Genomic DNA, 23,246 nt, shown 5'->3' with positions numbered 1-23,246 from the left:
CCGATGGACGCCCTGGCGAGCTTCTATGCAATGCACCCCTTCTGGGTCTGGCTGGCGGTAGCCGCGATCTTCCTGGCCGTCGAGGTCGGGACCGGCAGTGGCTGGCTACTGTGGCCGGCGGCGTCCTCGGCTCTGGTCGGCGTGCTGGCCCTGGTCGTGCCGATGAACCTGCCGGTCGAGATCGCCCTGTTCGCGATCCTGACCATCGCCACCACCTATCTGGCCCGCCGCTATCTGCGGCCGGTGCTCGAGGGCGATGCGCCCGATCTCAACGACCCGCTGCTGCGCCTGATCGGCCGCGACGGCGAGGTGCTGTCGACCTTCGAGGCCGGCATGGGCCGGGTGTTTGTCGACGGCAAGGAGTGGCAGGCGCGGCTTGACGGCGGTCCGCCGCTGCCGGGCCAGCGCATCCAGGTGGTGGGCGTCGACGGCGCGACCTTGACGGTGCGCGCCTACTAAACTGGGCCGTAAGAGGGGCGACGTCTGGCGCCTGGAGCGGGGCGTCCCCATTTGGCGGCTACCCGCCGCTTGCATCGCGCGGGATCTTCAGGGGGACCCGTGACGGGCATCATATCGGTATCGGGTCTGACCAAGACCTATGCTTCAGGCCATCAGGCCCTGAAGTCGGTGGATCTGGACATCCGCCAGGGTGAGATCTTTGCGCTGCTGGGGCCCAACGGGGCCGGCAAGACCACCCTGATCAGCATCATCTGCGGCATCGTCAATCCCAGCACGGGGACGATCCTGGCCGACGGCCACGACGTGGTGCGCGACTACCGCGCCGCTCGCAGCAAGATCGGCCTGGTGCCGCAGGAACTGAACACCGACGCCTTCGAGACCGTCTGGGCGACGACGCGGTTCAGCCGGGGCTTGTTCGGCAAGGCCCCCAACGACGCCTATATCGAGAAGATCCTGCGCGACCTGTCCCTGTGGGACAAGAAGGACGCCAAGATCATGACGCTGTCGGGCGGCATGAAGCGCCGGGTGATGATCGCAAAGGCCCTGAGCCACGAGCCGACCATCCTGTTCCTCGATGAGCCCACCGCCGGCGTCGATGTCGAGCTGCGTCGCGACATGTGGGTGATGGTCCGCGCCCTGCGCGAAAGCGGCGTCACCATCATCCTGACCACCCACTATATCGAGGAGGCCGAGGAGATGGCCGACCGGATCGGGGTGATCAGCAAGGGCGAGATCATCCTGGTCGAGGACAAGGATGTGCTGATGCGCAAGCTGGGCAAGAAGCAGCTGACCCTGCAACTGCACAGCCCGCTGACCGCCGTCCCCACCGCCCTGTCCAGCTATCCGCTGGAGCTGGCCAGCGACGGCCACGAACTGATCTACACCTTCGACGCCCAGGCCGAGGAGACCGGCATCGCCGAGCTCCTGCGCCGCCTCGGTGAGGACGGTGTCGATTTCAAGGATCTGCATACCAGCCAGAGCTCGCTGGAAGACATCTTCGTCAGCCTCGTGAGCGACGCCAAATGAACCTGCACGCCATCAAGTCCATCTACCGCTTCGAGCTGGCGCGGTGGTTCCGCACCTTGGCCCAGAGCATCCTGGCCCCGGTGATCTCGACCTCGCTGTATTTCGTGGTGTTCGGCTCGGCGATCGGCTCGCGGATGCAGTCCATCGACGGCGTCAGCTATGGCGCCTTCATCATTCCCGGCCTGGTGATGCTGTCCCTGCTCAGCGAGAGCATCTCCAACGCCGCGTTCGGCATCTACATGCCCAAATGGGCCGGCACGATCTATGAGCTGCTGTCGGCCCCGGTCTCATGGATCGAGACGGTGATCGGCTATGTCGGCGCCGCCGCCACCAAGTCGGTGCTGCTGGGCCTGCTGATCCTGGCCACCGCCCGGCTTTTCGTGCCGTTCGAGATCGCCCATCCGTTCGTGATGGCGCTGTTTCTGGTGCTGACGGCCGTGACTTTCAGCCTGTTCGGCTTTGTGATCGGGGTCTGGGCTGACAACTTCCAGAAGCTGCAGATCGTGCCGGCCCTGATCATCACGCCGCTGACCTTCCTGGGCGGCAGCTTCTATTCGATCAACATGCTGCCCGAGTTCTGGCAGAAGGTGACCCTGTTCAACCCGGTGGTCTATCTGATCAGCGGCTTCCGCTGGAGCTTCTACGGCGTCTCCGACGTCGGGGTCGGCATCAGTCTGGCCATGACCTGCGTGTTTCTGGCGATCTGCCTGACGGCGGTGTGGTGGATCTTCAAGACGGGCTATCGGCTGAAGACCTGAGGTCTCGCGACGGGCCGTCGGCTTCCGCCGGCTCCTCGACCTTCAGGCCCGCTTGGGGAAACCCCTTGGCGACCATCGAAGCTTCGGCGGTGCGGATCACTGCGCGCTCGCCGTTGAAGGTGGCCAAGGCCTGCCAGGCGTCGAAAAAGCCGGGATCGGTGCGGGTGTCGATGGCGGGCTGGACGACGATCAGATGCAGGTCCCGCGCCTTGAGCTTCAGGATCACCTCCAGCAGGTCGACCATTGCCCCGCCTAAGGCATGCAAGTTGGCTACGGCCAGGGCTCCGCCCGGTTCCAAAGCGGCGATCGCGCGATCCAGACCGGTCCGTACGACGCCGCCCGCCAGGCAGCGGTCGCTGAACACCTCCTGGCAGCCCAGCAGCAGCAGGCGCTCCTCCTGGGCCGGACTGAAGAAGACGCCGCGCACCGGCGGCAGGCGGTAATAGCCGACAAACTTCATGTCAGCCGCCTCAGCCCCGCCGTTCGCTCAGGCCCTTGTTGGCCAGTTCGTCAGCGCGCTCGTTCAACGGATGGCCGGCATGGCCCTTGACCCAGCGCCAGTCGACCTCGTGACGGTTGCGGGCGGTGTCGAGGCGCTTCCAGAGGTCGTCGTTCTTCACCGGACTCTTGTCGGCTGTGCGCCAGCCACGCGCCTTCCAGCCGTGGATCCACTGGGTGACGCCCTTCATCACGTACTGGCTGTCGGTGTGCAGCTCGACCTTGCAGGGCTTGGTCAGGGTTTCCAGGGCCATGATGGCGCCCATCAGCTCCATGCGGTTGTTGGTCGTATGGGCCTCGCCGCCGCAGATTTCTTTCTTCTTTTCGCCGTAGAACATGATCGCGCCCCAGCCGCCCGGGCCGGGATTCCCCTTACAGGCGCCGTCCGTATAGACGATGACCTTGGGCGTCATTCGCCGGTTCCGAACAGGGTCAGGCCCTCGCGGTGCACGGCCAGCTTGCGCTCGTACTCCATGGGATCGTGCGGCTTGACCAGGGCGCCGGCGGGCGTCGCCTTCCAGTCGGCCAGGCGGGTCAGGAAGAACCGCATCGCCGCGCCGCGCGCCAGGATCGGCAGGGCCTGCTTTTCGACGGGGCTCAGTGGGCGACGGCGCTGATAGCCGGTCAGCAGGGCGGCGGCGGCGGTGGCGTTGAAGCTGCCGTCCGGCTCGAAGCACCAGGCGTTCAGGGTCACCGCCACGTCATAGGCGTAGCTGTCGTCGCAGGCGAAATAGAAGTCGATGGCGGCGGCGAACCTGCCGTCCGGCCGGAAGAAGACGTTGTCGGGGAAATAGTCGGCGTGAATCACGCCCGACGGCAGGTCGCGCGGCCAGGCTAGGGCCAGCTCGGCCAGGTCCTTTTCGATGGTTGCGGCCAGGCCGGGCTTCAGGTCCTCGGCGCCCTTGCGATGCTTGGAAAACAGCGGCGCCCAGTAGGGTTGGCCCAGATCGTTGATCCGGCGGCCGCCATAGCCTTCGCCGGCCAGATGCAGCTGGGCCAGGCCTTCGCCGGCCTCGCGGCAGTGGGCGACGGTGGGCCGACGCACCGACAGGCCGGTCAGGAACTGCACCAGGGCGGCGGGTTTGCCGCGCAGGGTCTTGAGCGTGCGGCCGGCGCGATCGGCGATCGGCGTGGCGCTGGGAAAGCCGCGATCGGCCAGCCAGCGCATCAGATTGAGGAAATAGGGCAGGTCTTCCGGCGCGGCGCGCTTTTCATAGACCGTCAGGATGAACCGCCCGGCCTCCGTCTCCAGCAGGAAGTTGGAGTTCTCCACGCCCTCGGCGATGCCCTTGAACGCCAGGGCTTGCCCCAGGTCGAAGTCAGCCAGGAAGGCGGCGAGTTCTTCGTCGGTGATGTCGGTATAGACGGCCATGATCGGGGGATGCGGGAGCCGGCGCTGGCGGTCAAGAGGTCGCCTAGGTCGTCAGCAGTCTCGGCAGCTTGAAGGTCACCGTTTCTCGGGCCTCGATCAGGTCTTCGATAGTGACATCGAAGCGGGCGGCGATGGCGTCTATGACGCCCTGCACCAGATCTTCAGGCGCGGAGGCGCCGGCCGTCAGGCCCACCCGCGAGACACCCTCGAACCACGACCAGTCCAGGCCGTCGGCGTCGTCGATCAGGCGGGCGTCCTTGGCGCCGGCCTTAAGGCCGACCTCCGCTAGACGCACCGAGTTGGACGAGTTGCGGGACCCGACCACCAGCACAAGCTCCGTCCCCTGGGCCAGGGTCTTGACCGCGTCCTGACGGTTGGTGGTGGCGTAGCAGATGTCTTCCTTGTGCGGCGCGGCGATGCCGGGGAAGCGGGCCTTGAGCAGGTCGACCATGTCGGCGGTGTCGTCGACCGACAGGGTGGTCTGGGTCAGGAAGGCCACGTTCGACGCGTCCTTGGGAATCCAGGCGCGAGCGTCGTCGATGTTTTCGATCAGAGTGACGGTGCCTTCGGGAAGTTGGCCCATGGTGCCGACCACCTCGGGATGACCGGCGTGGCCGATCAGCACGATCTCGCGGCCGGAATTGAAATGCTTCTGGGCCTCGACATGGACCTTGGAGACCAGCGGGCAGGTGGCGTCCAGATAGATCATCTGGCGGGCCTTGGCCTCGGCCGGCACCGACTTGGGCACGCCGTGGGCCGAGAACACGATCGGGCGGTCGTCGGGGGCTTCGGACAGCTCCTCGATGAATACCGCGCCCAGCGCCTTCAGGCGATCGACGACATGGCGGTTATGGACGATCTCGTGGCGCACATAGACCGGCGCGCCGAATTTCTCGATGGCGCGCTCGACGATCTGGATGGCGCGATCAACGCCCGCGCAGAAGCCCCGGGGGCTGGCGAGCACGACGGTGAGCGGCGGACGGACCGGGGCGTGGGCGTTCATGGGCTGGAACCTAAGCGTTCGACGGCGCCAGCGCCAGCGCCCGCGCTCAAGTCAGCGTCCAAAGCAGTACATTGCGACGTCACGCATATGCCTTTATCAGGCTGCATGACGCCGACTGGGGCATGCGCCCCTTCAGGCTCTTTCATTTCTGACCGGACGTTTCATGCGCCCTCATTTCACTGTCGCCCTCAGCGCCCTGATGGCTGTTTCGATCGCGGCGACCGCGACGAGCGTTCACGCCCAGGCTCGCGGTCGCGGCCAGGACCAGGGCGGCCAGGACGAGGAACAGGCCAGCAAGAAAAAGAAGCGCGACGAGGAGTGGAACCAGTCCAAAGCGCCGCTGGCCCAGCTGCGCAATGCGGGCCCCTGCCCCTATGTGAAGGTGCTGTACGACGCCAGCCGCTTCGTCGAGTTCAAGGACGGGCGGGAAAGCCCGGCCGCTGTGGCCTATACTGGTGAGATCCAGGGTATTTCGTCGGGCTGCGCCTACAAGAGCGACGATCCGATCAGCATCCGTGTCGAAGTGCTGTTCCAGCTGGGTCGCGGCCCTCAGGGCGCTGAACCCCAGCGCAACTACCGCTACTGGGTTGCTGTCACCGAGCGGAACCAGTCCATCATCGCCAAGGAATATTTCGATCTGCCGATCACCTTCCCGGCGGGCCAGGACCGAGTTTTCGCCACCGAGCAGCTGCAGACCATCACCATCCCGCGCGCTGGCGCCCAGGTCAGCGGCGGCAATTTTGAAGTCTTGGTCGGCTTCGACGTGACCCCGGAAATGGCCGCCTTCAACCGTGAGGGCAAACGCTTCCGGGTCAATGCCGGCCAGGCGACAGCGCAAGCAGGGACTGCCACCAAGCAATGAGCGATTTGAAGCGGTCCTTGAGCGAGGCGGCCGCAGCCGCCTTCCAAGCCGCCGGACTATCTCCCGAATTCGGGCGTGTCACGGCGTCCGACCGGCCCGACCTTGCCGATTTCCAGTGCAACGGCGCCCTCGCGGCCGCCAAAAGCGCCAAGCGCAATCCGCGCGAGATCGCCGTGCAGGTGGTCGATCACCTGAAGGGCGATCCGCGCCTGGCGTCAGTGGAAATCGCCGGCGTCGGCTTTATCAACATGCGTGTCAGCGCTGAGGCCCTGTCGGCCCGCGCCAAGGAGATTGCCGCCGATCCCCGCGTCGGCGCCGCCCTGGTCGAGGAGCCGCGCCGCGTCCTGATCGATTATGCCGGCCCCAATGTCGCCAAGCCGATGCATGTGGGTCACCTGCGCGCCTCGATCATCGGCGAGTCGGTCAAGCGCCTTTACCGTTTCCGCGGCGACGACGTGGTGGGCGACGCCCATTTCGGCGACTGGGGCTTCCAGATGGGCCTGCTGATCGTCGCGGTGATGGACGAGCATTCGTTCATCCAGGCCCTGATGGAAAAGCTGCCGGAAGCGCCGCGTGGCTTCACCAAGGCCGACGAGGACAAGGTGCTGGCGGAGTTCGTTCCGCTGGTCAGCTTGGCTGACCTGGACCGCCTGTATCCCCTGGCGTCGGCCCGTCAGAAGGAAGATCTCGACTACAAGGAGCGGGCCCGTCGGGCGACCGCCGAGCTGCAGAACGGCCGCTTCGGCTACCGGCTGCTGTGGCGCCATTTCGTCAATGTCAGCCGCGTGGCGCTGGAGCGCGAGTTCCACGCCCTTGGCGTCGACTTCGACCTGTGGAAGGGCGAGAGCGACGTCCAGGAGCTGATCGCGCCGATGGTGCGCCAGCTGCAGGACAAGGGCCTGCTGGTCGAGGACCAGGGCGCGCGCATCGTCCGGGTGGCCCAGGAAGGCGACAAGCGCGACGTGCTGCCCCTTCTGGTGGTCTCGTCGGAAGGCTCGGCCATGTATGGCACGACCGATCTGGCCACAATTCTGGACCGGCGCAGCACCTTTGACCCGCACCTGATTCTCTACTGCGTTGACCAACGTCAGGCCGATCACTTCGAGACGGTATTCCGCGCCGCCTATCTGGCCGGCTATGCCGAGCCTGGCACGCTGGAGCATATCGGCTTTGGCACCATGAACGGCAGCGACGGCAAGCCGTTCAAGACCCGCGCCGGTGGCGTCCTGAAGCTGCACGACCTGATCGAGATGGCCCGCGAAAAGGCCCGCGAGCGCCTGCGCGAAGCCGGCCTCGGCGCCGAGCTGTCAGAGGAAGCCTTCGAGGACACCGCCCACAAGGTGGGGATCGCGGCTCTGAAGTTCGCCGACCTGCAGAACTTCCGCGGCACGTCCTACGTCTTCGATCTCGATCGCTTCACCAGTTTCGAGGGCAAGACCGGGCCCTACCTGCTGTACCAGTCGGTGCGCATCAAGAGCGTGCTGCGCAAGGCCGCTGAAGCGGGTGTTCAGGCCGGTCGGATCGTCATCGGCCAGCCGGCCGAGCGCGACCTGGCCATGCTGCTGGACGCCTTCGAGGGCGCGCTGACCGAGGCCTATGACAAAAAGGCCCCCAACTTCGTGGCCGAGCACGCCTACAAGCTGGCTCAGACCTTCTCGAAGTTTTATGCGGCCTGCCCGATCATGAGCGCCGACGACGAGCCGACCCGCGCCTCACGCCTCAACCTGGCCCAGACGACCCTGCGCCAACTGGAGCAGGCCCTGGAACTGCTGGGCATCGAAGCGCCGGACCGGATGTAGGTCTCGGACCGGTCTTTGAGCTTGAGCCTGTTTACGCCGCCTGGCTGGTCGCGGATGTCTTGCTTACGGTAAAGCGCTTGATCAGCTTGCCCAGCTCGCCGGCTTCCCGGGTCAGGCTGTGGCTCGCTGCGGTGGTCTGTTCGACCATGGCGGCGTTCTGCTGGGTGACCTGATCCATTTGCCCGACGGCGGTGTTGACCTCAGCAAGACCGATCGCCTGCTGCTGGGCGGCAGAGGCGATCGTGCTGATCAACGACTCGATCCTTCCGAAATGATCGACGACGCCTGCCAGTTCTTCGCCCACCCGGACGACCAGTCCTACGCCGCTCTGGACGCTGTCCGAGGACTCGGTGACCAGAGTCTTGATCTCCTTGGCGGCGTTGGCCGATCGCTGGGCCAGGGCGCGCACTTCCTGGGCGACCACGGCGAAACCTCGGCCCGCCTCGCCGGCCCGGGCGGCTTCGACCCCGGCGTTCAGCGCCAGCAGGTTGGTCTGGAAGGCGATCTCGTCGATCACACCGATGATCTGGCCGATCTTCTGCGATGAGGCGTCGATGCGCTCCATGGCGGTTATGGCCTCGTTGGCCACGGCGCTGGACTTGCCAACCATGGTGCGGCTTACCGCTGTGGCCTTTTGAGCTTCCGAGGCGTTCGCGGCCGTCTGCCGGATGGTGGCGGTCACCTCACCGAGCGCAGCGGCCGTCTCTTGCAGATTGGCGGCCTGTTGCTCAGTGCGGCGCGCCAGGTCGTCCGAGGCGGAGGAGATTTCGCGGGAGCCGCTGTCGACCGCGCTCGTGCTGTCCAGGACTCGGCTCATGGTCTCTTCGAGTGTTTCCAGAGAGCTGTTGAAGTCGGCCCGCAGGCGCTCGAACTCCCGCGGGAAGGTTTCGTTGACCCGGCGGGTCAGATCGCCCTCCGCCAACTGCCTCAGGCCGGATCCCAGGCATTCGACGACCTTCTGTCGCAGCGTGCGTTCATCGGCTCGTGCCGCCTCGGCCGCCCAATCCTGCTCCTGAGCCGCCTTCAGATGCTCAGCCGCTTTGGCAGCCTGTCGCTCCAGCGATGCTGTCCGGAAACTGTCGACCGAACGGGCCATGTCGCCGATTTCATCAGCGCGTCCCCGCATCGGCACCTCATGGGTGAAATCACCGGCCGCCAACTGTCCCATGTAGGCGGAGACTTTGGAGAGGGGTGTCACCAGGAAGTTTCGCAGGGTCTTGGTGCCGATCACCACGAGCGCCAGCATCAGCAGGGTCGTCGCGGCCAGCAGGCTAAACGCGATCTTGGTGTTATGCTCAGCCACGATCACCGAATTGGCCGCAGTTTCAGCGGCCATGACCGTGAGGCTGTCGATCACTTTGCGGTGACGCGCATAGATCGGCTCCAGCTCGGCAAGGGTCGTATTGATGGCGATGATGTCGCCGGCCTTCAGGGCGGGAGCGTACTTCTTCTCTACCACAGCCCAGAAGGCGTCCATTTCGGTCTGCGATTGATCCAGGGCAACCTGGGTTTCCTTCGGCAGGTCAGCCTTCCGCCAATAGTCCCGACGCTGCTCATCCTGGCTCTTGAGCGTCTGCAAGGTCGCCAGTGTGGCCTCGGCCTGGCCGGTGTCCTCGGCGCCGTGGTGCACGAGGAGCATCGCCTCGACCAGGAAGAGCGGTGGCGGCAGGATGTCGGCCAGCAGCTCATAGGCATGGGCCTGCTTCTTTGACAAAGGTCCGCCGACCCTGAGTTCAATGAGAGAGAATACGGCTGTGGCCGTGGCCAGGATGAAGCCCAGCAGCAAGGCTCCGGCAAAGAGGTTCAGAGCGTCTCGAAGTTTGAGGTTCATGGCCGGGTCCGCGCTGGTCGTCCTTGCAGTTCAGCTTGGGTTGGTTAACAGGCCGGCAGCCCCGGCTGCGGCTATGTGTCTCAGGCGATAGCTGAGCCCCCAATACCCGTTTTGAGTGTTTCGAAAGGGGGTCGGCGCTTGGTCTCGCGCTTGACTCCCCGCGCCCCCTCCAGCATTGAGCCGCTGACCCACGCGGGAGACATCGGGATTCGCGTCCCGAGGCCGAAGGCGCAACCGCCCCGGAAACGCTCAGGCAAAAGGACCGCGCGGGTTTAGGAACGCTGGAAAGAGGCAGTCTGCTCTCCTTTAGAACAGGGAGTTGGATTGTCCGCCGAAGGAGCAAGGTCGCGCCCTTTTCACTTTGAAGGGTGGCCGGAATCTCTCAGGTCAAAGGGACAGCGGGGGCGCTATCGTCTGGTGAAAGCCGGGCTAGCAGCGCCGTCCCCGTTTGGAGCCCCCGCGTGTCCGACCAAGATCTCAAGAAGACGCCCCTGTTCGACGCGCATGTCGCCGCCGGCGCCCGCATGGTGCCGTTCGCGGGCTATTCCATGCCGGTGCAGTACAAGGACGGGGTGCTGAAAGAGCATCTGTGGACCCGAGAGCACGCGGGCCTGTTCGACGTCTCGCATATGGGCCAGGCCCGGCTGCGCGGCGCTAATCCCGCCAAGAGCTTCGAGAAGCTGGTTTCGGCCGACTATCAGGGCCTCAAGCCCGGCAAGCAGCGCTATGCCGTGCTGCTGAACGCGCAGGGCGGGGTGATCGACGACCTGATGACCGCGCGACCTGACGACGATGGCCTGTTCATCGTGGTCAATGGCGCCTGCAAGGACAACGACTACGCCATCATCGCCAAGGCCCTTGAGGGCGAAGCGACCGTCGAGCGTCTGGAAGGCCGCGCGCTGCTGGCGCTGCAGGGCCCCGAGGCTGCCGCCGTGCTGGCCGCCCACGTTCCTGAGGCCGCGAGCATGGTGTTCATGGACACCGCCGCCCTGACCGCGTTCGGCGTCGACGCCATCATCTCCCGCTCGGGCTATACCGGCGAGGACGGCTACGAGATCTCGGTGCCGGCTGCCGAGGCCGCGCGCATCTGGAACACCCTGCTGCAAGACGAGCGCGTGAAGGCCATCGGCCTGGGCGCCCGCGACAGCCTGCGCCTGGAAGCCGGCCTGCCGCTCTATGGCCACGACATGGACGAGACCGTCTCGCCGATCGAGGCCGGGATGAACTTCGCCATCGGCAAGAGCCGCCGCGAGGCCGGCGACTACCTGGGCGTCGAGCGCATTTCCCGGGAACTGGCCGGCGAGCTGAAGCGCGTGCGGGTCAATCTGCGCGTTCTGGAAGGCGCCCCGGCCCGCGAAGGCGCCGAGATCGCTGACGAGACCGGCGCCGTGGTCGGCGTCGTTACCAGCGGCGGCTTTGGCCCCAGCGTTGGCGGCGCCATCGCCATCGGCTTCGTCCCACCCGCCCTGGCGGTCATCGGCGCGCAGCTGAAAGTCATCGTTCGCGGCAAGCCGCAGGCGGCGGAGGTCGTGGCCTCGCCGTTCGTTCCCAATCGTTACGTTCGCAAACTCTAATCCAAGGGCCGGAAAAGATGCGCTTCACCAAAGACCATGAATGGGTCGCCGTCGAAGGCGACATCGCCACCGTCGGCATCACCGCCTACGCCGCCGAGCAACTGGGCGACGTTGTGTTCGTCGAGGTGCCGGAGGTCGGCAAGACCGTGAAGCAGGGCGACGGCCTGGCCGTGGTCGAGAGCGTCAAGGCCGCTTCCGACGTCTACGCCCCGGTGTCGGGCGAGGTGGTCGAAGCCAATGCCGCCCTGGGCGACGCGCCTGAGACGGTCAACGCCGTGCCGGAAGCCGGCGGCTGGTTCGCCAAGCTCAAGCTGTCGAACCCTTCGGAAGTCGAGGCCCTGATGGACCGCGACGCCTACGAAGCCTTCCTCTCGACCCTCTGATTTTCCTGTCATCCCGGTTCAGGCCGGGATGACAAGCACAGGCTCCTCCCCATGCGTTACCTCCCCCTCACGCCCGAAGATCGCGCCGAGATGCTTGGCGTCATCGGTGTGGACTCGATCGACGCCCTGTTCGTCGACGTCCCCGCCTCCGCCCAGCGTTCCGGAACCGTCGACCTGCCGCTGCACGCCGGCGAACTGGAGGTCGAGCGCGAGATGTCGGCCCTGGCCAAGCGCAATCGGGCAGCGGGGGAGGGGCCGTTTTTCTGTGGCGCGGGGGCCTATCGCCACCATGTGCCGGCCACGGTCGATCACATCATCCAGCGGTCGGAGTTCCTGACCAGCTACACGCCCTACCAGCCGGAAATCGCCCAGGGCACGCTGCAGGTGCTGTTCGAGTTCCAGACCCAGGTTGCGGCCCTGACCGGCATGGATGTGGCCAATGCCTCGCTCTATGACGGGTCCACCGCCGCTGCTGAAGCGGTGATGATGGCCACCCGCGTCACCCGCCGCAACAAGGCGGTGATGTCGGGCGGGGTGCACCCGCACTATGTCGAAACCATCGACACCCTGGCCCACGCGGCCGGCGTCGCCACCCAGCGCCTGGCCGTCGCCATCGACGCCGAGGACGCGGTGATCGCCGCCATCGACGCCGACACCGCCTGCGTCGTCGTGCAGACTCCCAACGTGTTCGGCACGGCCACCGATGTCAGCAAGATCGCCGCCGCCGCCCAGGCCGCTGGCGCCCTGCTGATCGTGGTCACCACCGAGGTCGTTTCGCTGGGCCTGCTGAAGTCGCCTGGCGAGATGGGCGCCGACATCGTCGTGGCCGAGGGCCAGTCGATCGGCAACGGCCTGAACTTCGGCGGTCCCTATGTCGGTCTGTTTGCCTGCAAGGAAAAATACATCCGCCAGGCCCCGGGCCGGCTGTGCGGCGAGACCGTCGACGCCGACGGCCGTCGCGGCTTCGTCCTCACCCTGTCGACCCGCGAGCAACACATCCGCCGCGACAAGGCGACGTCCAATATCTGCACCAACAGCGGCCTGTGCGCCCTGGCCTTCAGCATCCATATGAGCCTGCTGGGCGAGGTGGGGCTACGCCAGCTGGCGGCGATCAACCACGACAAGGCTCGCGCCCTGCGCGACGCCCTGGCCGCCGTCCCCGGCGTCGAGATCCTGACCACGCGGTTCTTCAACGAGTTCGCCATCCGCGTGCCCGGCAAGGCCGCCGAGGTCGTCGAGACCCTGGCCGGTCACGGCATCATCGCCGGGGTGCCGTTCTCGCGCCTCGACGCCCATGCCGGCCTCGACGACGTTCTGCTGGTGGCCGCCACCGAGACCACCCTCGATATCGACATCACCTTCTTCGCCAAGGTTCTGGCCAAGGTCATCTCCCAATGAGCATGAACAGCGTCGGACGGCCGACCCGTCCCGAAACCGCCAATGACACCGTGGATAGCCACCAGACCCTGACCGGGGCCCGTGGTTTGCTGCAGGACGAAGCCCTGATCTTTGAACTGGGCGGCTGGAACAAGACCGGCGTGGATCTGCCGGAAGCCTCGGCCCCCGCTGACGACCTGGGCGGGCTGCTGCGCACCGCACCGATCGGCCTGCCGGGTCTCTCGGAGCCCGAAACCGTGCGCCACTATGTGCGCCTGAGCCAGAAGAACCACGCCATCGACCTGGCGCTGTATCCGCTGGGCTCGTGCACGATGAAGCACAACCCGCGCCTGAACGAGAAGATGGCGCGCCTGCCAGGCTTTGCTGACATCCACCCTCTGCAGCCGCAATCGACCGTGCAGGGCGCCCTGCAGCTGATGGACCGCCTGGCCCATTGGCTGAAGACCCTGACCGGCATGCCCGCTGTAGCCCTGACGCCCAAGGCCGGCGCCCACGGCGAAATGTGCGGCATGCTGGCCATCCGCGCCGCCCATGAAGCCAATGGGCAGGGGCATCGCAAGACCGTCCTGGCCCCGACCAGCGCCCACGGCACCAACCCCGCCACGGCGGCCTTCGTCGGCTATACGGTGGTCGAGATCGCCCAGACCGCTGATGGCCGGGTCGACCTGGCCGACCTGGCGTCCAAGCTCGGCGACCACGTGGCCGCCATCATGGTCACCAATCCCAATACCTGCGGCCTGTTCGAACGCGACGTCGTCGAGATCGCGCGCCTGACCCATGCGGCCGGGGCCTATTTTTACTGCGACGGCGCCAACTTCAACGCCATCGTCGGCCGGGTGCGGCCGGGTGATCTGGGCGTCGACGCCATGCACATCAACCTGCACAAGACCTTCTCGACGCCCCACGGCGGCGGCGGACCCGGCGCGGGTCCGGTGGTGCTCAGCGAGGCGCTTGCGCCCTTCGCGCCCACCCCCTGGCTCGTTCACGGCGATGATGGCTTCGCCCTGGTCGAACATGCCGGTGAGGCAGGCGCCGAAACCGCCTTTGGTCGGATGAGCGCCTTCCATGGGCAGATGGGCATGTACACCCGCGCCTATGCCTACATGCTCAGCCACGGGGCTGACGGCCTGCGGCAGGTGGCCGAGGATGCGGTCCTCAACGCCAACTACCTCAAGGCCCGCCTGTCGGACGTGATGAGCCCGGCCTTCCCGGACGGGCCGTGCATGCACGAAGCCCTGTTCGACGACAGCTGGCTGGAAGGCACCGGCGTGACCACGCTCGACTTCGCCAAGGCGATGATCGACGAGGGTTTCCACCCGATGACCATGTATTTCCCGCTCGTCGTCCATGGCGCGATGCTGATCGAGCCGACCGAAACCGAGAGCAAGCAGGAGCTGGATCGTTTCGTGGTGGCGCTGCGCGCCCTCGCCGGCGCCGCCAAGGCCGGCGATGTCGATCGCTTCAAGGGCGCGCCTTTCCACGCCCCCCTCAAGCGCCTCGACGAGACTCTGGCGGCCCGCAAGCCCCGGTTGAGGTGGAAACCTGTGGCTGAAGCGCCACTGGCTGCCGAATAGAACGACAGTATTTGGAGGCGCGTCGAAAGGGCGCCTTTACGGCGCCCTTATCGATCCACATATCAGGTTCGCGCGTCGGGCTGATTGGATTTTCCAGGGAGCAAGCGGAGCGTGTAGTCCGTCAGCTCCCTCATGAATGTTCCAGTCGCCCTCGCCATGCCGCGTGCACGTCTTTCCCCTGCCGATGATCTCGCCCGCGAGATCGTGGCGCGCGTCCTGCGCGTCGTGCTGGTTGTGCTTGGCCTGCTGCTGGTGCTGGCCGGCGCGCTGATCGCGCCGCTGCCGGGCCCTCTGGGCCTGCCGCTCACGGTGGTGGGCCTGATGCTGGTGTTGCGCAACTCGTTCAAGGCCCGCAAGCAGTTCGTGCGCTTCCAGCATGCTCACCCCAAGCTGATCTTCCCGATCCGCCGGCTGCTGCGCCGCGAGCCCGAGGTGATCCTTGTGGCGTGGCAACAGGCTTTGCGGATCGAGCGGCTGGTCATCCCGCGCCGCTGGCGCGTGGCTGTGCGCTGGCGCAAGTCGATCAAGCGCCGTCGTCGGTGACGGGCGCTTCAACCGTAGCCATCGAGATCAAACACAAGGTTCGCCGGCGCGCCAGGTTGGCCTTGCTGCTGCGCGAGACGGCGGCGCGCGCCTATCGCATCGCCGCGATCGCCTTCGGCAGTGTGGTGATCCTGGCCGGCGCGGTCCTGACGCCCCTGCCGGGACACATCGGACTGCCGATGCTGGTGATCGGCCTGATGATCGTGCTGCGCTACTCGTTCCAGGCCCGCAAGACCTTCATCCGCTGGCAGCGCCGTCATCCCAAGCTGGTCTTCCCGATCCGGCGCCTCATGCGGCGCGAGCCCGAGGTGCTGCTGGTCTTCTGGCAGCAGCTGCTGCGCACCGAGAAGATGATCCTGCGCAAGGCGCGCTGGCGGGTGCTGAAGCGGGGACGCAAGCATGCCCGCCGGATGTGGACTCAACGAAAAAGGGCGCAGCCGTAAGGCCGCGCCCTTGATCGTTTAAGTCGTTCGCCGTCTGCTATTGCAGCTTGGCGGCCATCTGACCGATGGCCACATCGACCAGTGGATCGCTCTTCAGGCCTGCCAGACGCGCCGTCAGGATGGCTTCAGCAGCCTGGGCGGCGAGGTCGACAGCCGCAGCCTTGACGTCCGCCGTAGCCTGGGCTTCGGCCTGAGCGATCTTGCGTTCGGCCATTTCGGCGCGGCGCTTGATCTGCTCTTCCAGCTTTTCCTTGGCTTCCTCGGCCAGACGCTTGGCGTCGGCCTTGGCGGCCTCGATCATGCCGGCGGCCTGACGTTCGGCGTCCTCGCGCTGCGCCTTCACATCGGCGAGCAGGGCTTGAGCCTCTTCCCGCAGGTGTTGGGCTTCGTCGAGTTCGGCCTTGATCTTGGCGGCGTGGGCGTCGAGCGCCCCGAACAGGGCGCCGGGCAGGACCTTGAGCACGACCAGCAGGCCGAAGAACAGGACCAGCGCGACCAGAACCCAGAACTCGGGGTTTGAGAGGCTGAAAAGGGACTCGTGTTCCATCGTCTGTCTCTCCTTAGGCCGTGGCCGCCTTGAGCTCGGCGGCCGTAGCCGCCTTGCCCGTGAGCTTCTCGACGATGGCGCTGGCCGTATCCGAAGCCACGGCGCCGACATGGCTCATGGCCCGGTCGCGCGCAGCCTGGATGCCGGCTTCGGCGGTCGCCAGCTTTTCAGCCAGCACAGCCTCTTCCTTCGCCTGACGCTCGGCCGCAATGGCCGAAGCCTTGGCCTTGGCGTCCGCCGCAGTCCGTTGGGCCGAAGCGCGAGCCTCGGCGACCTCGGCCGCAGCCGCACGGGCTTGGACCTCGGCTTCGTCCTTCAGACGACGGGCGTCGGCGATGTCGCCGGCGATCTTGGCCCCGCGCGTCTCGATCGCGCCGCTGACCCGGGGCAGCAGGCCCTTGGACAGCACCACGTACAGAACGGCGAAGATGAGCAACAGCCAGACGATCTGGCCGCCCCAGTGCTCGAACTGCAGCTGCGGAAGTCCGCCGCCACCGTGAGCCTCGGGCGCACCAGTCGTCTCGACCGTGCCGTGAGTTTCCGTCGCCATGGGCGAAGACGCCTCTTAGATAAAAAATCAAAGACTCGGAGCGAGCTGCTTCCGGGGGAAGCGGCTCGCGCCGGGGTTTAGGAGAAGAGGATCAGGAAAGCGATGACCAGGGCGAAGATGCCCAGGGCTTCGGTCAGCGCCATGCCCAGGAACAGCATCGGACGCTCTTGAGCGGCGGCGGTCGGGTTGCGCAGCGCGCCTTGGAAATAGTTACCGAACATCACGCCCAGGCCGATGCCTGCACCGATCATGCCCAGCATCGCCAGACCAGCGCCGATGTACTTCGCGGCTTCAGCTTCCATTGTGAGACTCCTAAAGATCGAAAGGTTGGAAAGGAAAAAAGGTGATCAGTGGCTGTCGAGGTGCACGACGTCGTTCAGATAGACGCAGGTGAGCACCGCGAACACGAAGGCCTGAAGGAAGGCCACCATGAACTCTAGAGCCGTCAGAGCAACGACGGAGGACAGGGCCAGCGCCGCGCCGGCCCAGCCGAGCACGCCCATGCCGCCCATGGCGACGACGAAGCCGGCAAAGATCTTCAGCACCACGTGGCCGCCCAGCATGTTGCCGAACAGACGCAGGGCCAGGGTGACGGGGCGGATCAGGAACGACAGGATCTCGATCGGCACCAGCAGGAAGTACAGCGGCCAAGGCACGCCCGACGGGGCGAACAGCTTGAAGAACTTCAGGCCGTTCTTGGCGAAGCCGACGGTCACGACAGTCAGGATGACCAGCAGGCCCAGGGTCAGGGTGACGGCGATCTGCGAGGTCGCGGTGAACACCAGGAACATCCCCTGAATGTTGGCAAACAGCACGAAGATGAACAGGGTGAAGACGAACGGCAGGTACTTCTTGCCGTCGTGACCGATGATCGACTCGGTCAGGCCGTTGACCAGCCCATACAGAAGCTCGCCCGCGGTCTGCAGGCGACCCGGCACCACGGCGGCCTTGGCCGATGCCAGGGCGTAGAACACCACGACCAGGGTCGCGGCCAGCAGCATGGCGGCCACGGAATTGGTGATCGACAGGTCGATCGCTTGGCCCAGCACGGTGACGGTCGGCAGTTCCACGATCTTCTGGATCTGGAACTGGTGCATCGGATCGGCCATTGGCCCTAGTCTCTCTTCTGCTTGGGGGCGGTAGACCCGCCTCCCGTGTCTTCGTCGACTGTTTCGGCCGACGCCTGCGCGCTCAGTTTCGTCGCCTTGCGGACGACGGAGAATATTGACGCCCCCATGCCGATCAGCAGACCGCCAACCATGCCCCAGGGCGCCGTGTGGGCGAACTGGTCGAGAACCCAGCCAAAGCCGAGCCCCACCAGGACGCCGCCGATCAAATCCGCCAGAAGCCGATAGCCGTCCTGGGACGATTTCTCGTGCTCCGCGCGCACCGGCTGTTCTGCCGCCTTCTTGGCCTCGAATGCGGCGAGCCGAGCGTCGAGGCTTTGCAGGGCCTTGTCGTTCGGTTCGTCGGCCTTGGGCATGGGAGCGGTCAGGTCCGAAAACGCCCGCGGATACGCCTGTAAGAGACGTATTTCCGGCCGGCTTGATCGCGGCGGAACCTATAGACCTCGCTGCGGTGCGTCAAGGTTGGCTTGGAGTGATGCAAGCGACTGTATAATAAGGCGTTTTACGCTACGGCGCCCATCGGCGGGCAAATCCTTGCGGCGTCGCCTTCGTGTCCGGGACGCACGGCAAGAAAGCCGCGTGGCGAAGCGGCCTGTGAGGCCTGTCTGCGCGGAAGGAAAGGCTCGAGCGTCGTGTATCGTCGCCGATCCGCGACATATGGGCCGCATCCAGCCGTCGGCTCGATGCGCGCGCGTGATGACGCATTGCTTTTTGCGCCATTTTGGGGTTTGAGAGCCGCGTCTTTCCCTTAGCCAGAAGATTCATGTCGCATCTGAAGAACACCGGTTTCTCCGATCGTATCTCCGCCGCCGCCGAGGCCAAGAAGGCCATGCTGGCGAAAATGAAGCCCAAGCCCACCGTCACGGATCCTGATTTCGACAAGCGCGAAGAGTTTCGCGCCGCCGAACTGGAAGCCGTGCGCGCGGCGCGCGCCGCAGCCCGCGAAGTCGTCCGCCTTGAGCAGTTGGCCAAGCAGGAAGCGATTCTTGCGGCCAAGCGCGCCGAGCGCAAGGAACGCAAGACCGACGCCGCCGCCGAGCAGAAGATGCGCAAGGAAGAGAAGGCCGCCCAGCGCGAGCAGCTTCGCTCCCTGGGGCGCAACACCAAGAGCGCTCGCGCTCACGAGTGGGGCAATCTGATCGGTTGATCAGACGGGAAGGGGCTAAACGCTCTTTCCCTTCCCTCCCGAGCCGCGACTCGACCGCATGGTCCAGGCTCTCAAGCCTGCCATGCGGGAGGGCCGGCCCATGGACCTTGTCCAACCTGAACTGCTGGCGACGATGTTCGCCGTGGCCGCGCTGGCCGGAGCGTTCGACGCCATAGCGGGCGGCGGCGGACTGCTGACCCTGCCGGCCCTGCTGTTGGCGGGCCTGGACCCCGTCGCGGCGCTGGCCACCAACAAGCTGCAGGGCGCGTTTGGGTCGGTGTCTGCGACGACCGCCTTCGCGCGTCGCGGCCTGATCGACTGGAAGACCGCCCTGCCGGTCGCCCTCGCCGCCGGCCTGGCGGGCCTTTGCGGCGCTCTGTGCGCCAGCCTGCTGTCACCGACCTTTCTCAAGGCCCTGGTGCCGATCCTGCTGATCGTCATCGCGCTGTACTTCGCGCTCTCCAAGGCCCTGAAGGCCGAGGACGGCCACGCCAAGCTGACCCTACCGGTGTTCGCCGGCTTCATTGCGCCGCTGATCGGCTTCTATGACGGCATCTTCGGACCCGGCGCAGGGGCCTTCTACATGGTCGCTATTGTCACGCTGCTGGGCTACGGCGCGCTGAAGGCCACGGCCCACACCAAGCTGGCTAACGCCGCCAGCAATGTGGGCAGCCTGGTTCTTTTCATGTTCAAAGGCGCGGTGATCTGGCCGATCGGCCTGGCCATGGCCGCCGGGGCCTTCCTGGGCGCTCAGGTCGGCTCGCGGCTGGCCATGCGGTTTGGCGCCGGTCTGATCCGGCCACTGCTGGTGACGATGTCCTGCGCCATGGCGGTGAAGCTGCTGGCCGACCCGCAGAACCCGCTGCGCCAGGTCGTTTCGCATCTGTTGGGCGGCTGACGCCGGATTACTGCGCCGCGACCAGCTGCTCGGCCGTCGACAGGTCCACGCTGACCAGCTGGCTGACGCCCCGCTCGCCCATGGTGACCCCGAACAGGCGGTCCATCCGGCTCATGGTCACCGGATTGTGGGTGATGGCGATGAAGCGGGTCTGGGTGCGGCGGCGCATCTCGTCGAGCATGTTGCAGTAGCGGTCGACATTGGCGTCATCCAGCGGCGCGTCGACTTCGTCCAGTACGCAGATCGGGGCCGGATTGGCCAGGAACACGCCGAAGATCAGGGCGCTGGCCGTCAGGGCCTGCTCGCCGCCGCTCATCAGGCTCATGCTGGCCATGCGCTTGCCGGGCGGGCAGGCGTAGATCTCAAGACCCGCTTCGAGAGGGTCATCGTTCTCGACCAGCCGCAGCTCAGCCTGACCGCCGCCGAACAGGGCCTGGAAGAGGGTCTGGAAATGGCCGTTGATCACCTCGAAGGCGGCCAGCAGACGCTCGCGACCCTCGGCGTTCAGCTCCTCGATACCCGCCCGCAGCTTGCCGACGGCGCCTGACAGGTCGGCTCGCTCGGTGCGCATGGTTTCCAGGCGCGCGGCATACTCCTGGGCCTCTTCCTCGGCCCGTAGGTTCACCGGCCCGATGGCGTCGCGCTCTCTTTCAAGCGCGAAGAGGTGGGCTTCCACACCTGCGGCGTCCTTGGGCACGGCCACGGCCTCGCTGGCGACGTGGCGGCCCAGTTCCTCGGGCTCCATGCGCACCGATTCGCGGATATTGCCGGCGATCTCGGCGAAGCGGCCGCGGGCGCCGTCCAGGTGGGCGACCAGAGCCGCGCGCCGCTCGCGGGCCTCGCCGGCGGCCTGGTCGGCGGCGCGGGCGGCGCGATCGGCGGTCAGCCGTGCGGTCTCGGCCTCTTCCAGGGCGCCGCTGGCCCTGGCGCGGCGCGCCTCTGCCGCGCCGAACTCGTCCAGCAGGACCAGCAACTTTTCCTTCAGGACGGCCGGCGCCTCGCGGGCGGCTTCCAGGGCGTCGGCGGCCTTGATCCGGTCGGCGTCCAGTGCGGCGGTGCGCTTGCCGGCCGCTTCAGCCCGGCGGGCCCAATCGCCGTGATCGCGTTCCAGGCTTTCCAGCCGACGCTGACGGCCGGCCCGCTCGCGGGTCTCGACATCCAGAGCGGCGCGCGCGGTCGAAGCGGTTTCGCGCGTTGCGGCGGCAGCCTGTCGCGCCTCCGAGAGTTGCGGCGCCAGGTCGGCGGCGCCCGTCGCGCCGGCGTGTTCGGCCCGCACGGCGGTGAGGGCGGTCTCGGCCTCGACATGTTCGGCCTCGAAGCGGGCGATGGTCTCGTCCAGCGATTGAGCCCTTGCCGCACGAAGCGCGGCCTGACGCTCGAACTGGGCGACGGCGTCGCGGGCGCCGGCCAGCAGGCGCTCGGCCTCGGGTGGACGGCGTCGCCTGTCGCGCAGCAGGTCCTCGGCGGCGCGCAGGCGATCCGAGGCCAGCTTCAGGGCGGCGGCGGTGGCTTCGGCGCGGGGTTCGGTGAGATCGACCTCGGCCTCGACCTCGGCCAGCCGCGTGCGCTGCTCCAGCCTTACGGCGGCGGGCTTGGGCGCATCGGCGCGGGCCACGAAGCCATCCCAACGCCAAAGGTCGCCTTCCTTTGAGACCAGGCGCTGGCCGGGCTGAAGGGCTTTCTGCAGCCGGTCGCCGTCGGCGCGATCGACGACGGCGGTGAAGGCCAGTCGCGCGGCCAATTCGGGCGGAGCCTTGACCAACGGAGCCAGAGCCTGGGCGGCTTCGGGCCAGGACGGCGCCGGCGTTTCAGCGCCGCCCCAATAGGACGGGGCACGGGCGTCCAAGGCCGCGTCGAGGTCGTCGCCCAAGGCGGCGGCGAGAGCCGCGCCATAGCCCTTGTCGGGCGAAACCGAATCCAGCGCCGGTGCGTGGCCGCTCTTGCTGCGCGGCGCGGTCAAGTTGGCCAGGCCTCGCGCTTCGGTACGCAGGCGCCCCAACTGGTCTTCCTGGCTGCGCGCCAGTTGGCGGGCCTGAGCCTCTTGCTCGGCAGCCTTGGCGCGCTCGGCGTCGGCGGCTTCCAGTGCGGCGCGGGCTGCGGTGAGCGCGGCCTCGGCATTGTCAAAACGCTGGCGGGCGTCGGCGGCGGCTGGATCGGTCTCAGGGCCCAAGGCTCCGCGCTCTGCCTTGGCCTGATCCAGGGCGCGGACCGCACGAGCCAGGCGGCCCTCGGCGTCGGCCAGCCGCGCGGCGGCGGCGCGGGCACGGGCGTCCTCGACGGCGGCGCGGGCGGCCAACTGCTCGACCAAGGCCTCGGCGTCGGCGCGGGCCTCCTCGGCGGCCTTGGCGGCGGCGGCCAGTTCGGGGCCTCGCTCCGGCGCGGCGGTGACCAGGGCGCGGACCTCGGACAGTTCGGCGTCGAGGCGGGCCAGGGCCGAGGCGGCGTCCTGCTGAACCTGCGTTTCGCGTGCCCGGTCGTCGTCGATACGGGTCAGATCGCCCGACAGGCGCTGAAACTCGGCGGCGGCGGCCTGCGCCTCGCGCTCGGCGCGGTCTTTCTGGATGGCCAACTGGCCCAGCACGGCCTGGGCGATGGCTGCTTCCTCGCGCAGGGGCGGCATGGCGCCCTCGGCCCGGGTAATCTCGACCTGGGTGGCTGCGGCGGCGCGGGCGGTGTCTTCCACGGCGCGAGCAGCGTCGGTCGCCTCGGTCTGGACGCGATGCAGGGTGTCTCGGGCCTCGGCCCAGCGCGCGAACAGCACCGCGCCCTGCACGGCCCGGATCTCGGATGACAGGCGCTTGTACTTTTCGGCCTGGCGGGCTTCGCGGCGCAGGCGGTTCAGCGCCGTCTCAAGCTCGTGGGCCACATCCTCGAGGCGCGAGAGATTGGTCTCGGCGGCCCGCAGCCGCAGCTCGGCCTCGTGGCGGCGGGTGTGCAGGCCCGAGACACCGGCGGCCTCTTCCAGGATGCGGCGGCGGTTCTGCGGCTTGGCGCCGATCAGCTCGCTGATCTGGCCCTGGCGCACCAGGGCCGGCGAATTGGCCCCGGTCGAGGCGTCGGCGAACAGCAACTGCACGTCGCGGGCCCGGACCTCGCGGCCGTTGATGCGATAGGTCGAGCCCTCGCCCCGATCGATGCGGCGGACCACCTCCAGCACGGGGTCGTCATTGAACTGGGCCGGGGCTGTGCGGTCGGCATTGTCGATGGTCAGGGTAACGTCGGCGTGGTTGCGGGCCGGACGCGCGCCGCTGCCCGCGAAGATCACGTCGTCCATGCCGCCGGCCCGCATGGCCTTGGCCGAATTGGCGCCCATCACCCAGCGCAGGGCTTCCAGCAGGTTGGACTTGCCGCAGCCATTGGGCCCGACAATGCCGGTCAGGCCGGGCTCGATCCTGAACTCGGTCGGCTCGACGAAGGACTTAAAGCCCGTAAGGCGCAGGCGCAGGAACTGCAC

24 protein-coding genes and 1 riboswitch are annotated in these 23,246 nt (G+C 67.0%); of the genes, 13 read left to right on the top strand and 11 right to left on the bottom strand.

Features of this window, described 5'->3' with window-relative positions; genetic code table 11:
* Positions 1-3 precede the first annotated feature (3 nt).
* From ACN2C8_RS15990 to ACN2C8_RS15980, 3 genes are all read left to right on the top strand, one after another.
* The gene (locus ACN2C8_RS15990; RefSeq protein WP_419253011.1) at positions 4-459 is read left to right on the top strand and encodes an NfeD family protein; all 456 of its coding nucleotides are present in this window, start codon (positions 4-6) and stop codon (positions 457-459) included.
* Positions 460-528: 69 nt separating this feature from the next.
* Entirely contained in the window at positions 529-1,485 is a 957-nt protein-coding gene (locus ACN2C8_RS15985; RefSeq protein ID WP_419255898.1) for an ABC transporter ATP-binding protein, read from the top strand.
* The gene (locus ACN2C8_RS15980) at positions 1,482-2,243 is read left to right on the top strand and encodes an ABC transporter permease (RefSeq protein WP_419253010.1); all 762 of its coding nucleotides are present in this window, start codon (positions 1,482-1,484) and stop codon (positions 2,241-2,243) included. Before ACN2C8_RS15985 ends, ACN2C8_RS15980 begins: the two co-directional genes overlap by 4 nt.
* On the opposite strand, the gene ACN2C8_RS15975 is transcribed toward ACN2C8_RS15980, so the two are convergent.
* The 4 genes from ACN2C8_RS15975 to ispH are packed head-to-tail and all read right to left on the bottom strand — an operon-like array spanning position 2,215 to position 5,116.
* Positions 2,215-2,703, bottom strand: a complete 489-nt coding sequence (locus ACN2C8_RS15975; protein WP_419253009.1) for a recombinase family protein — start codon at positions 2,701-2,703, stop codon at positions 2,215-2,217. The two genes, ACN2C8_RS15980 and ACN2C8_RS15975, sit on opposite strands and share 29 nt — an antisense overlap.
* A gap of 10 nt (positions 2,704-2,713) precedes the next feature.
* Positions 2,714-3,154, bottom strand: coding sequence for a ribonuclease HI (gene rnhA / locus ACN2C8_RS15970; RefSeq protein ID WP_419253008.1), 441 nt, complete (start codon positions 3,152-3,154; stop codon positions 2,714-2,716).
* Complete coding sequence (gene thrB, locus ACN2C8_RS15965) at positions 3,151-4,113, bottom strand: homoserine kinase (protein WP_419253007.1); 963 nt, start codon at positions 4,111-4,113, stop codon at positions 3,151-3,153. The genes rnhA and thrB overlap by 4 nt, the downstream gene beginning before the upstream one ends.
* 43 nt (positions 4,114-4,156) lie before the next feature.
* A complete protein-coding gene (gene ispH, locus ACN2C8_RS15960; protein ID WP_419253006.1) occupies positions 4,157-5,116 on the bottom strand; it encodes a 4-hydroxy-3-methylbut-2-enyl diphosphate reductase in 960 nt (319 codons plus the stop codon).
* A gap of 163 nt (positions 5,117-5,279) precedes the next feature.
* Between ispH and ACN2C8_RS15955 the strand changes: the two genes are divergently transcribed.
* Positions 5,280-5,978 carry a Tat pathway signal sequence domain protein gene (locus tag ACN2C8_RS15955; protein WP_419253005.1) on the top strand — a complete coding sequence of 233 codons (699 nt, stop codon included), beginning with the start codon at positions 5,280-5,282 and terminating at the stop codon, positions 5,976-5,978.
* Entirely contained in the window at positions 5,975-7,777 is a 1,803-nt protein-coding gene (gene argS, locus ACN2C8_RS15950; RefSeq protein WP_419253004.1) for an arginine--tRNA ligase, read from the top strand. Before ACN2C8_RS15955 ends, argS begins: the two co-directional genes overlap by 4 nt.
* A 31-nt stretch (positions 7,778-7,808) precedes the next feature.
* On the opposite strand, the gene ACN2C8_RS15945 is transcribed toward argS, so the two are convergent.
* Positions 7,809-9,608 carry a methyl-accepting chemotaxis protein gene (locus ACN2C8_RS15945; protein WP_419253003.1) on the bottom strand — a complete coding sequence of 600 codons (1,800 nt, stop codon included), beginning with the start codon at positions 9,606-9,608 and terminating at the stop codon, positions 7,809-7,811.
* 183 nt (positions 9,609-9,791) lie between these two features.
* Positions 9,792-9,883, top strand: a riboswitch (glycine riboswitch).
* A 249-nt stretch (positions 9,884-10,132) separates the two neighbouring features.
* On the opposite strand from ACN2C8_RS15945, the gene gcvT reads away from it, so the two are divergent.
* The 6 genes from gcvT (at position 10,133) to ACN2C8_RS15915 (ending at position 15,523) form a co-directional block, all read left to right on the top strand.
* A complete protein-coding gene (gene gcvT / locus ACN2C8_RS15940; protein ID WP_419262248.1) occupies positions 10,133-11,182 on the top strand; it encodes a glycine cleavage system aminomethyltransferase GcvT in 1,050 nt (349 codons plus the stop codon).
* Between the two features lie 17 nt (positions 11,183-11,199).
* Complete coding sequence (gene gcvH / locus ACN2C8_RS15935; protein ID WP_419262203.1) at positions 11,200-11,565, top strand: glycine cleavage system protein GcvH; 366 nt, start codon at positions 11,200-11,202, stop codon at positions 11,563-11,565.
* Positions 11,566-11,616: 51 nt separating this feature from the next.
* Positions 11,617-12,963, top strand: coding sequence for an aminomethyl-transferring glycine dehydrogenase subunit GcvPA (gcvPA, locus tag ACN2C8_RS15930; RefSeq protein ID WP_419253001.1), 1,347 nt, complete (start codon positions 11,617-11,619; stop codon positions 12,961-12,963).
* The gene (gene gcvPB, locus ACN2C8_RS15925) at positions 12,960-14,537 is read left to right on the top strand and encodes an aminomethyl-transferring glycine dehydrogenase subunit GcvPB (protein ID WP_419253000.1); all 1,578 of its coding nucleotides are present in this window, start codon (positions 12,960-12,962) and stop codon (positions 14,535-14,537) included. The genes gcvPA and gcvPB overlap by 4 nt, the downstream gene beginning before the upstream one ends.
* A 132-nt stretch (positions 14,538-14,669) precedes the next feature.
* Positions 14,670-15,080, top strand: coding sequence for a hypothetical protein (locus tag ACN2C8_RS15920; protein WP_419252999.1), 411 nt, complete (start codon positions 14,670-14,672; stop codon positions 15,078-15,080).
* On the top strand, positions 15,077-15,523 hold the full coding sequence (locus tag ACN2C8_RS15915) for a hypothetical protein (protein WP_419252998.1): 447 nt from the start codon (positions 15,077-15,079) through the stop codon (positions 15,521-15,523). Before ACN2C8_RS15920 ends, ACN2C8_RS15915 begins: the two co-directional genes overlap by 4 nt.
* Before the next feature lie 37 nt (positions 15,524-15,560).
* Here ACN2C8_RS15915 and ACN2C8_RS15910 read toward each other — a convergent pair whose 3' ends face one another.
* From ACN2C8_RS15910 to ACN2C8_RS15890, 5 genes are all read right to left on the bottom strand, one after another.
* Positions 15,561-16,070, bottom strand: a complete 510-nt coding sequence (locus ACN2C8_RS15910) for a F0F1 ATP synthase subunit B (RefSeq protein WP_419252997.1) — start codon at positions 16,068-16,070, stop codon at positions 15,561-15,563.
* A gap of 13 nt (positions 16,071-16,083) precedes the next feature.
* Entirely contained in the window at positions 16,084-16,620 is a 537-nt protein-coding gene (locus tag ACN2C8_RS15905) for a hypothetical protein (protein WP_419252996.1), read from the bottom strand.
* A gap of 77 nt (positions 16,621-16,697) precedes the next feature.
* Positions 16,698-16,922 carry a F0F1 ATP synthase subunit C gene (locus tag ACN2C8_RS15900; RefSeq protein ID WP_108505567.1) on the bottom strand — a complete coding sequence of 75 codons (225 nt, stop codon included), beginning with the start codon at positions 16,920-16,922 and terminating at the stop codon, positions 16,698-16,700.
* Between the two features lie 45 nt (positions 16,923-16,967).
* Positions 16,968-17,729 (bottom strand): F0F1 ATP synthase subunit A, encoded by a 762-nt coding sequence (locus ACN2C8_RS15895; protein ID WP_419252995.1) that lies wholly within the window; start codon positions 17,727-17,729, stop codon positions 16,968-16,970.
* A 5-nt stretch (positions 17,730-17,734) separates the two neighbouring features.
* Positions 17,735-18,103, bottom strand: a complete 369-nt coding sequence (locus ACN2C8_RS15890) for an AtpZ/AtpI family protein (protein WP_419252994.1) — start codon at positions 18,101-18,103, stop codon at positions 17,735-17,737.
* 407 nt (positions 18,104-18,510) lie between these two features.
* Here ACN2C8_RS15890 and ACN2C8_RS15885 point away from each other — a divergent pair, with 407 nt between their 5' ends.
* Both ACN2C8_RS15885 and ACN2C8_RS15880 read left to right on the top strand, forming a co-directional pair.
* A complete protein-coding gene (locus ACN2C8_RS15885; protein ID WP_419252993.1) occupies positions 18,511-18,894 on the top strand; it encodes a DUF6481 family protein in 384 nt (127 codons plus the stop codon).
* A gap of 100 nt (positions 18,895-18,994) precedes the next feature.
* The gene (locus tag ACN2C8_RS15880) at positions 18,995-19,792 is read left to right on the top strand and encodes a TSUP family transporter (RefSeq protein ID WP_419252992.1); all 798 of its coding nucleotides are present in this window, start codon (positions 18,995-18,997) and stop codon (positions 19,790-19,792) included.
* Between the two features lie 7 nt (positions 19,793-19,799).
* Here ACN2C8_RS15880 and smc read toward each other — a convergent pair whose 3' ends face one another.
* A complete protein-coding gene (gene smc, locus ACN2C8_RS15875; RefSeq protein ID WP_419252991.1) occupies positions 19,800-23,246 on the bottom strand; it encodes a chromosome segregation protein SMC in 3,447 nt (1,148 codons plus the stop codon).

The organism is Caulobacter sp. ErkDOM-C (assembly GCF_048541825.1).
Taxonomy (GTDB): Bacteria; Pseudomonadota; Alphaproteobacteria; order Caulobacterales; family Caulobacteraceae; genus Caulobacter.
This window is presented reverse-complemented; position numbering and strand designations above follow the sequence as displayed.

Bases quoted from the DNA above. Each gene is read 5' to 3' on its own strand.
- ACN2C8_RS15990 (WP_419253011.1), top strand. From the start codon at position 4: ATGGACGCCCTGGCGAGCTTCTATGCAATGCACCCCTTCTGGGTCTGG.
- ACN2C8_RS15980 (WP_419253010.1), top strand. From the start codon at position 1,482: ATGAACCTGCACGCCATCAAGTCCATCTACCGCTTCGAGCTGGCGCGG.
- ACN2C8_RS15975 (WP_419253009.1), bottom strand. From the start codon at position 2,703: ATGAAGTTTGTCGGCTATTACCGCCTGCCGCCGGTGCGCGGCGTCTTC.
- rnhA (WP_419253008.1), bottom strand. From the start codon at position 3,154: ATGACGCCCAAGGTCATCGTCTATACGGACGGCGCCTGTAAGGGGAAT.
- thrB (WP_419253007.1), bottom strand. From the start codon at position 4,113: ATGGCCGTCTATACCGACATCACCGACGAAGAACTCGCCGCCTTCCTG.
- ispH (WP_419253006.1), bottom strand. From the start codon at position 5,116: ATGAACGCCCACGCCCCGGTCCGTCCGCCGCTCACCGTCGTGCTCGCC.
- ACN2C8_RS15955 (WP_419253005.1), top strand. From the start codon at position 5,280: ATGCGCCCTCATTTCACTGTCGCCCTCAGCGCCCTGATGGCTGTTTCG.
- argS (WP_419253004.1), top strand. From the start codon at position 5,975: ATGAGCGATTTGAAGCGGTCCTTGAGCGAGGCGGCCGCAGCCGCCTTC.
- ACN2C8_RS15945 (WP_419253003.1), bottom strand. From the start codon at position 9,608: ATGAACCTCAAACTTCGAGACGCTCTGAACCTCTTTGCCGGAGCCTTG.
- gcvT (WP_419262248.1), top strand. From the start codon at position 10,133: ATGGTGCCGTTCGCGGGCTATTCCATGCCGGTGCAGTACAAGGACGGG.
- gcvH (WP_419262203.1), top strand. From the start codon at position 11,200: ATGCGCTTCACCAAAGACCATGAATGGGTCGCCGTCGAAGGCGACATC.
- gcvPA (WP_419253001.1), top strand. From the start codon at position 11,617: ATGCGTTACCTCCCCCTCACGCCCGAAGATCGCGCCGAGATGCTTGGC.
- gcvPB (WP_419253000.1), top strand. From the start codon at position 12,960: ATGAGCATGAACAGCGTCGGACGGCCGACCCGTCCCGAAACCGCCAAT.
- ACN2C8_RS15920 (WP_419252999.1), top strand. From the start codon at position 14,670: ATGAATGTTCCAGTCGCCCTCGCCATGCCGCGTGCACGTCTTTCCCCT.
- ACN2C8_RS15910 (WP_419252997.1), bottom strand. From the start codon at position 16,070: ATGGAACACGAGTCCCTTTTCAGCCTCTCAAACCCCGAGTTCTGGGTT.
- ACN2C8_RS15905 (WP_419252996.1), bottom strand. From the start codon at position 16,620: ATGGCGACGGAAACTCACGGCACGGTCGAGACGACTGGTGCGCCCGAG.
- ACN2C8_RS15900 (WP_108505567.1), bottom strand. From the start codon at position 16,922: ATGGAAGCTGAAGCCGCGAAGTACATCGGCGCTGGTCTGGCGATGCTG.
- ACN2C8_RS15895 (WP_419252995.1), bottom strand. From the start codon at position 17,729: ATGGCCGATCCGATGCACCAGTTCCAGATCCAGAAGATCGTGGAACTG.
- ACN2C8_RS15890 (WP_419252994.1), bottom strand. From the start codon at position 18,103: ATGCCCAAGGCCGACGAACCGAACGACAAGGCCCTGCAAAGCCTCGAC.
- ACN2C8_RS15885 (WP_419252993.1), top strand. From the start codon at position 18,511: ATGTCGCATCTGAAGAACACCGGTTTCTCCGATCGTATCTCCGCCGCC.
- ACN2C8_RS15880 (WP_419252992.1), top strand. From the start codon at position 18,995: ATGGACCTTGTCCAACCTGAACTGCTGGCGACGATGTTCGCCGTGGCC.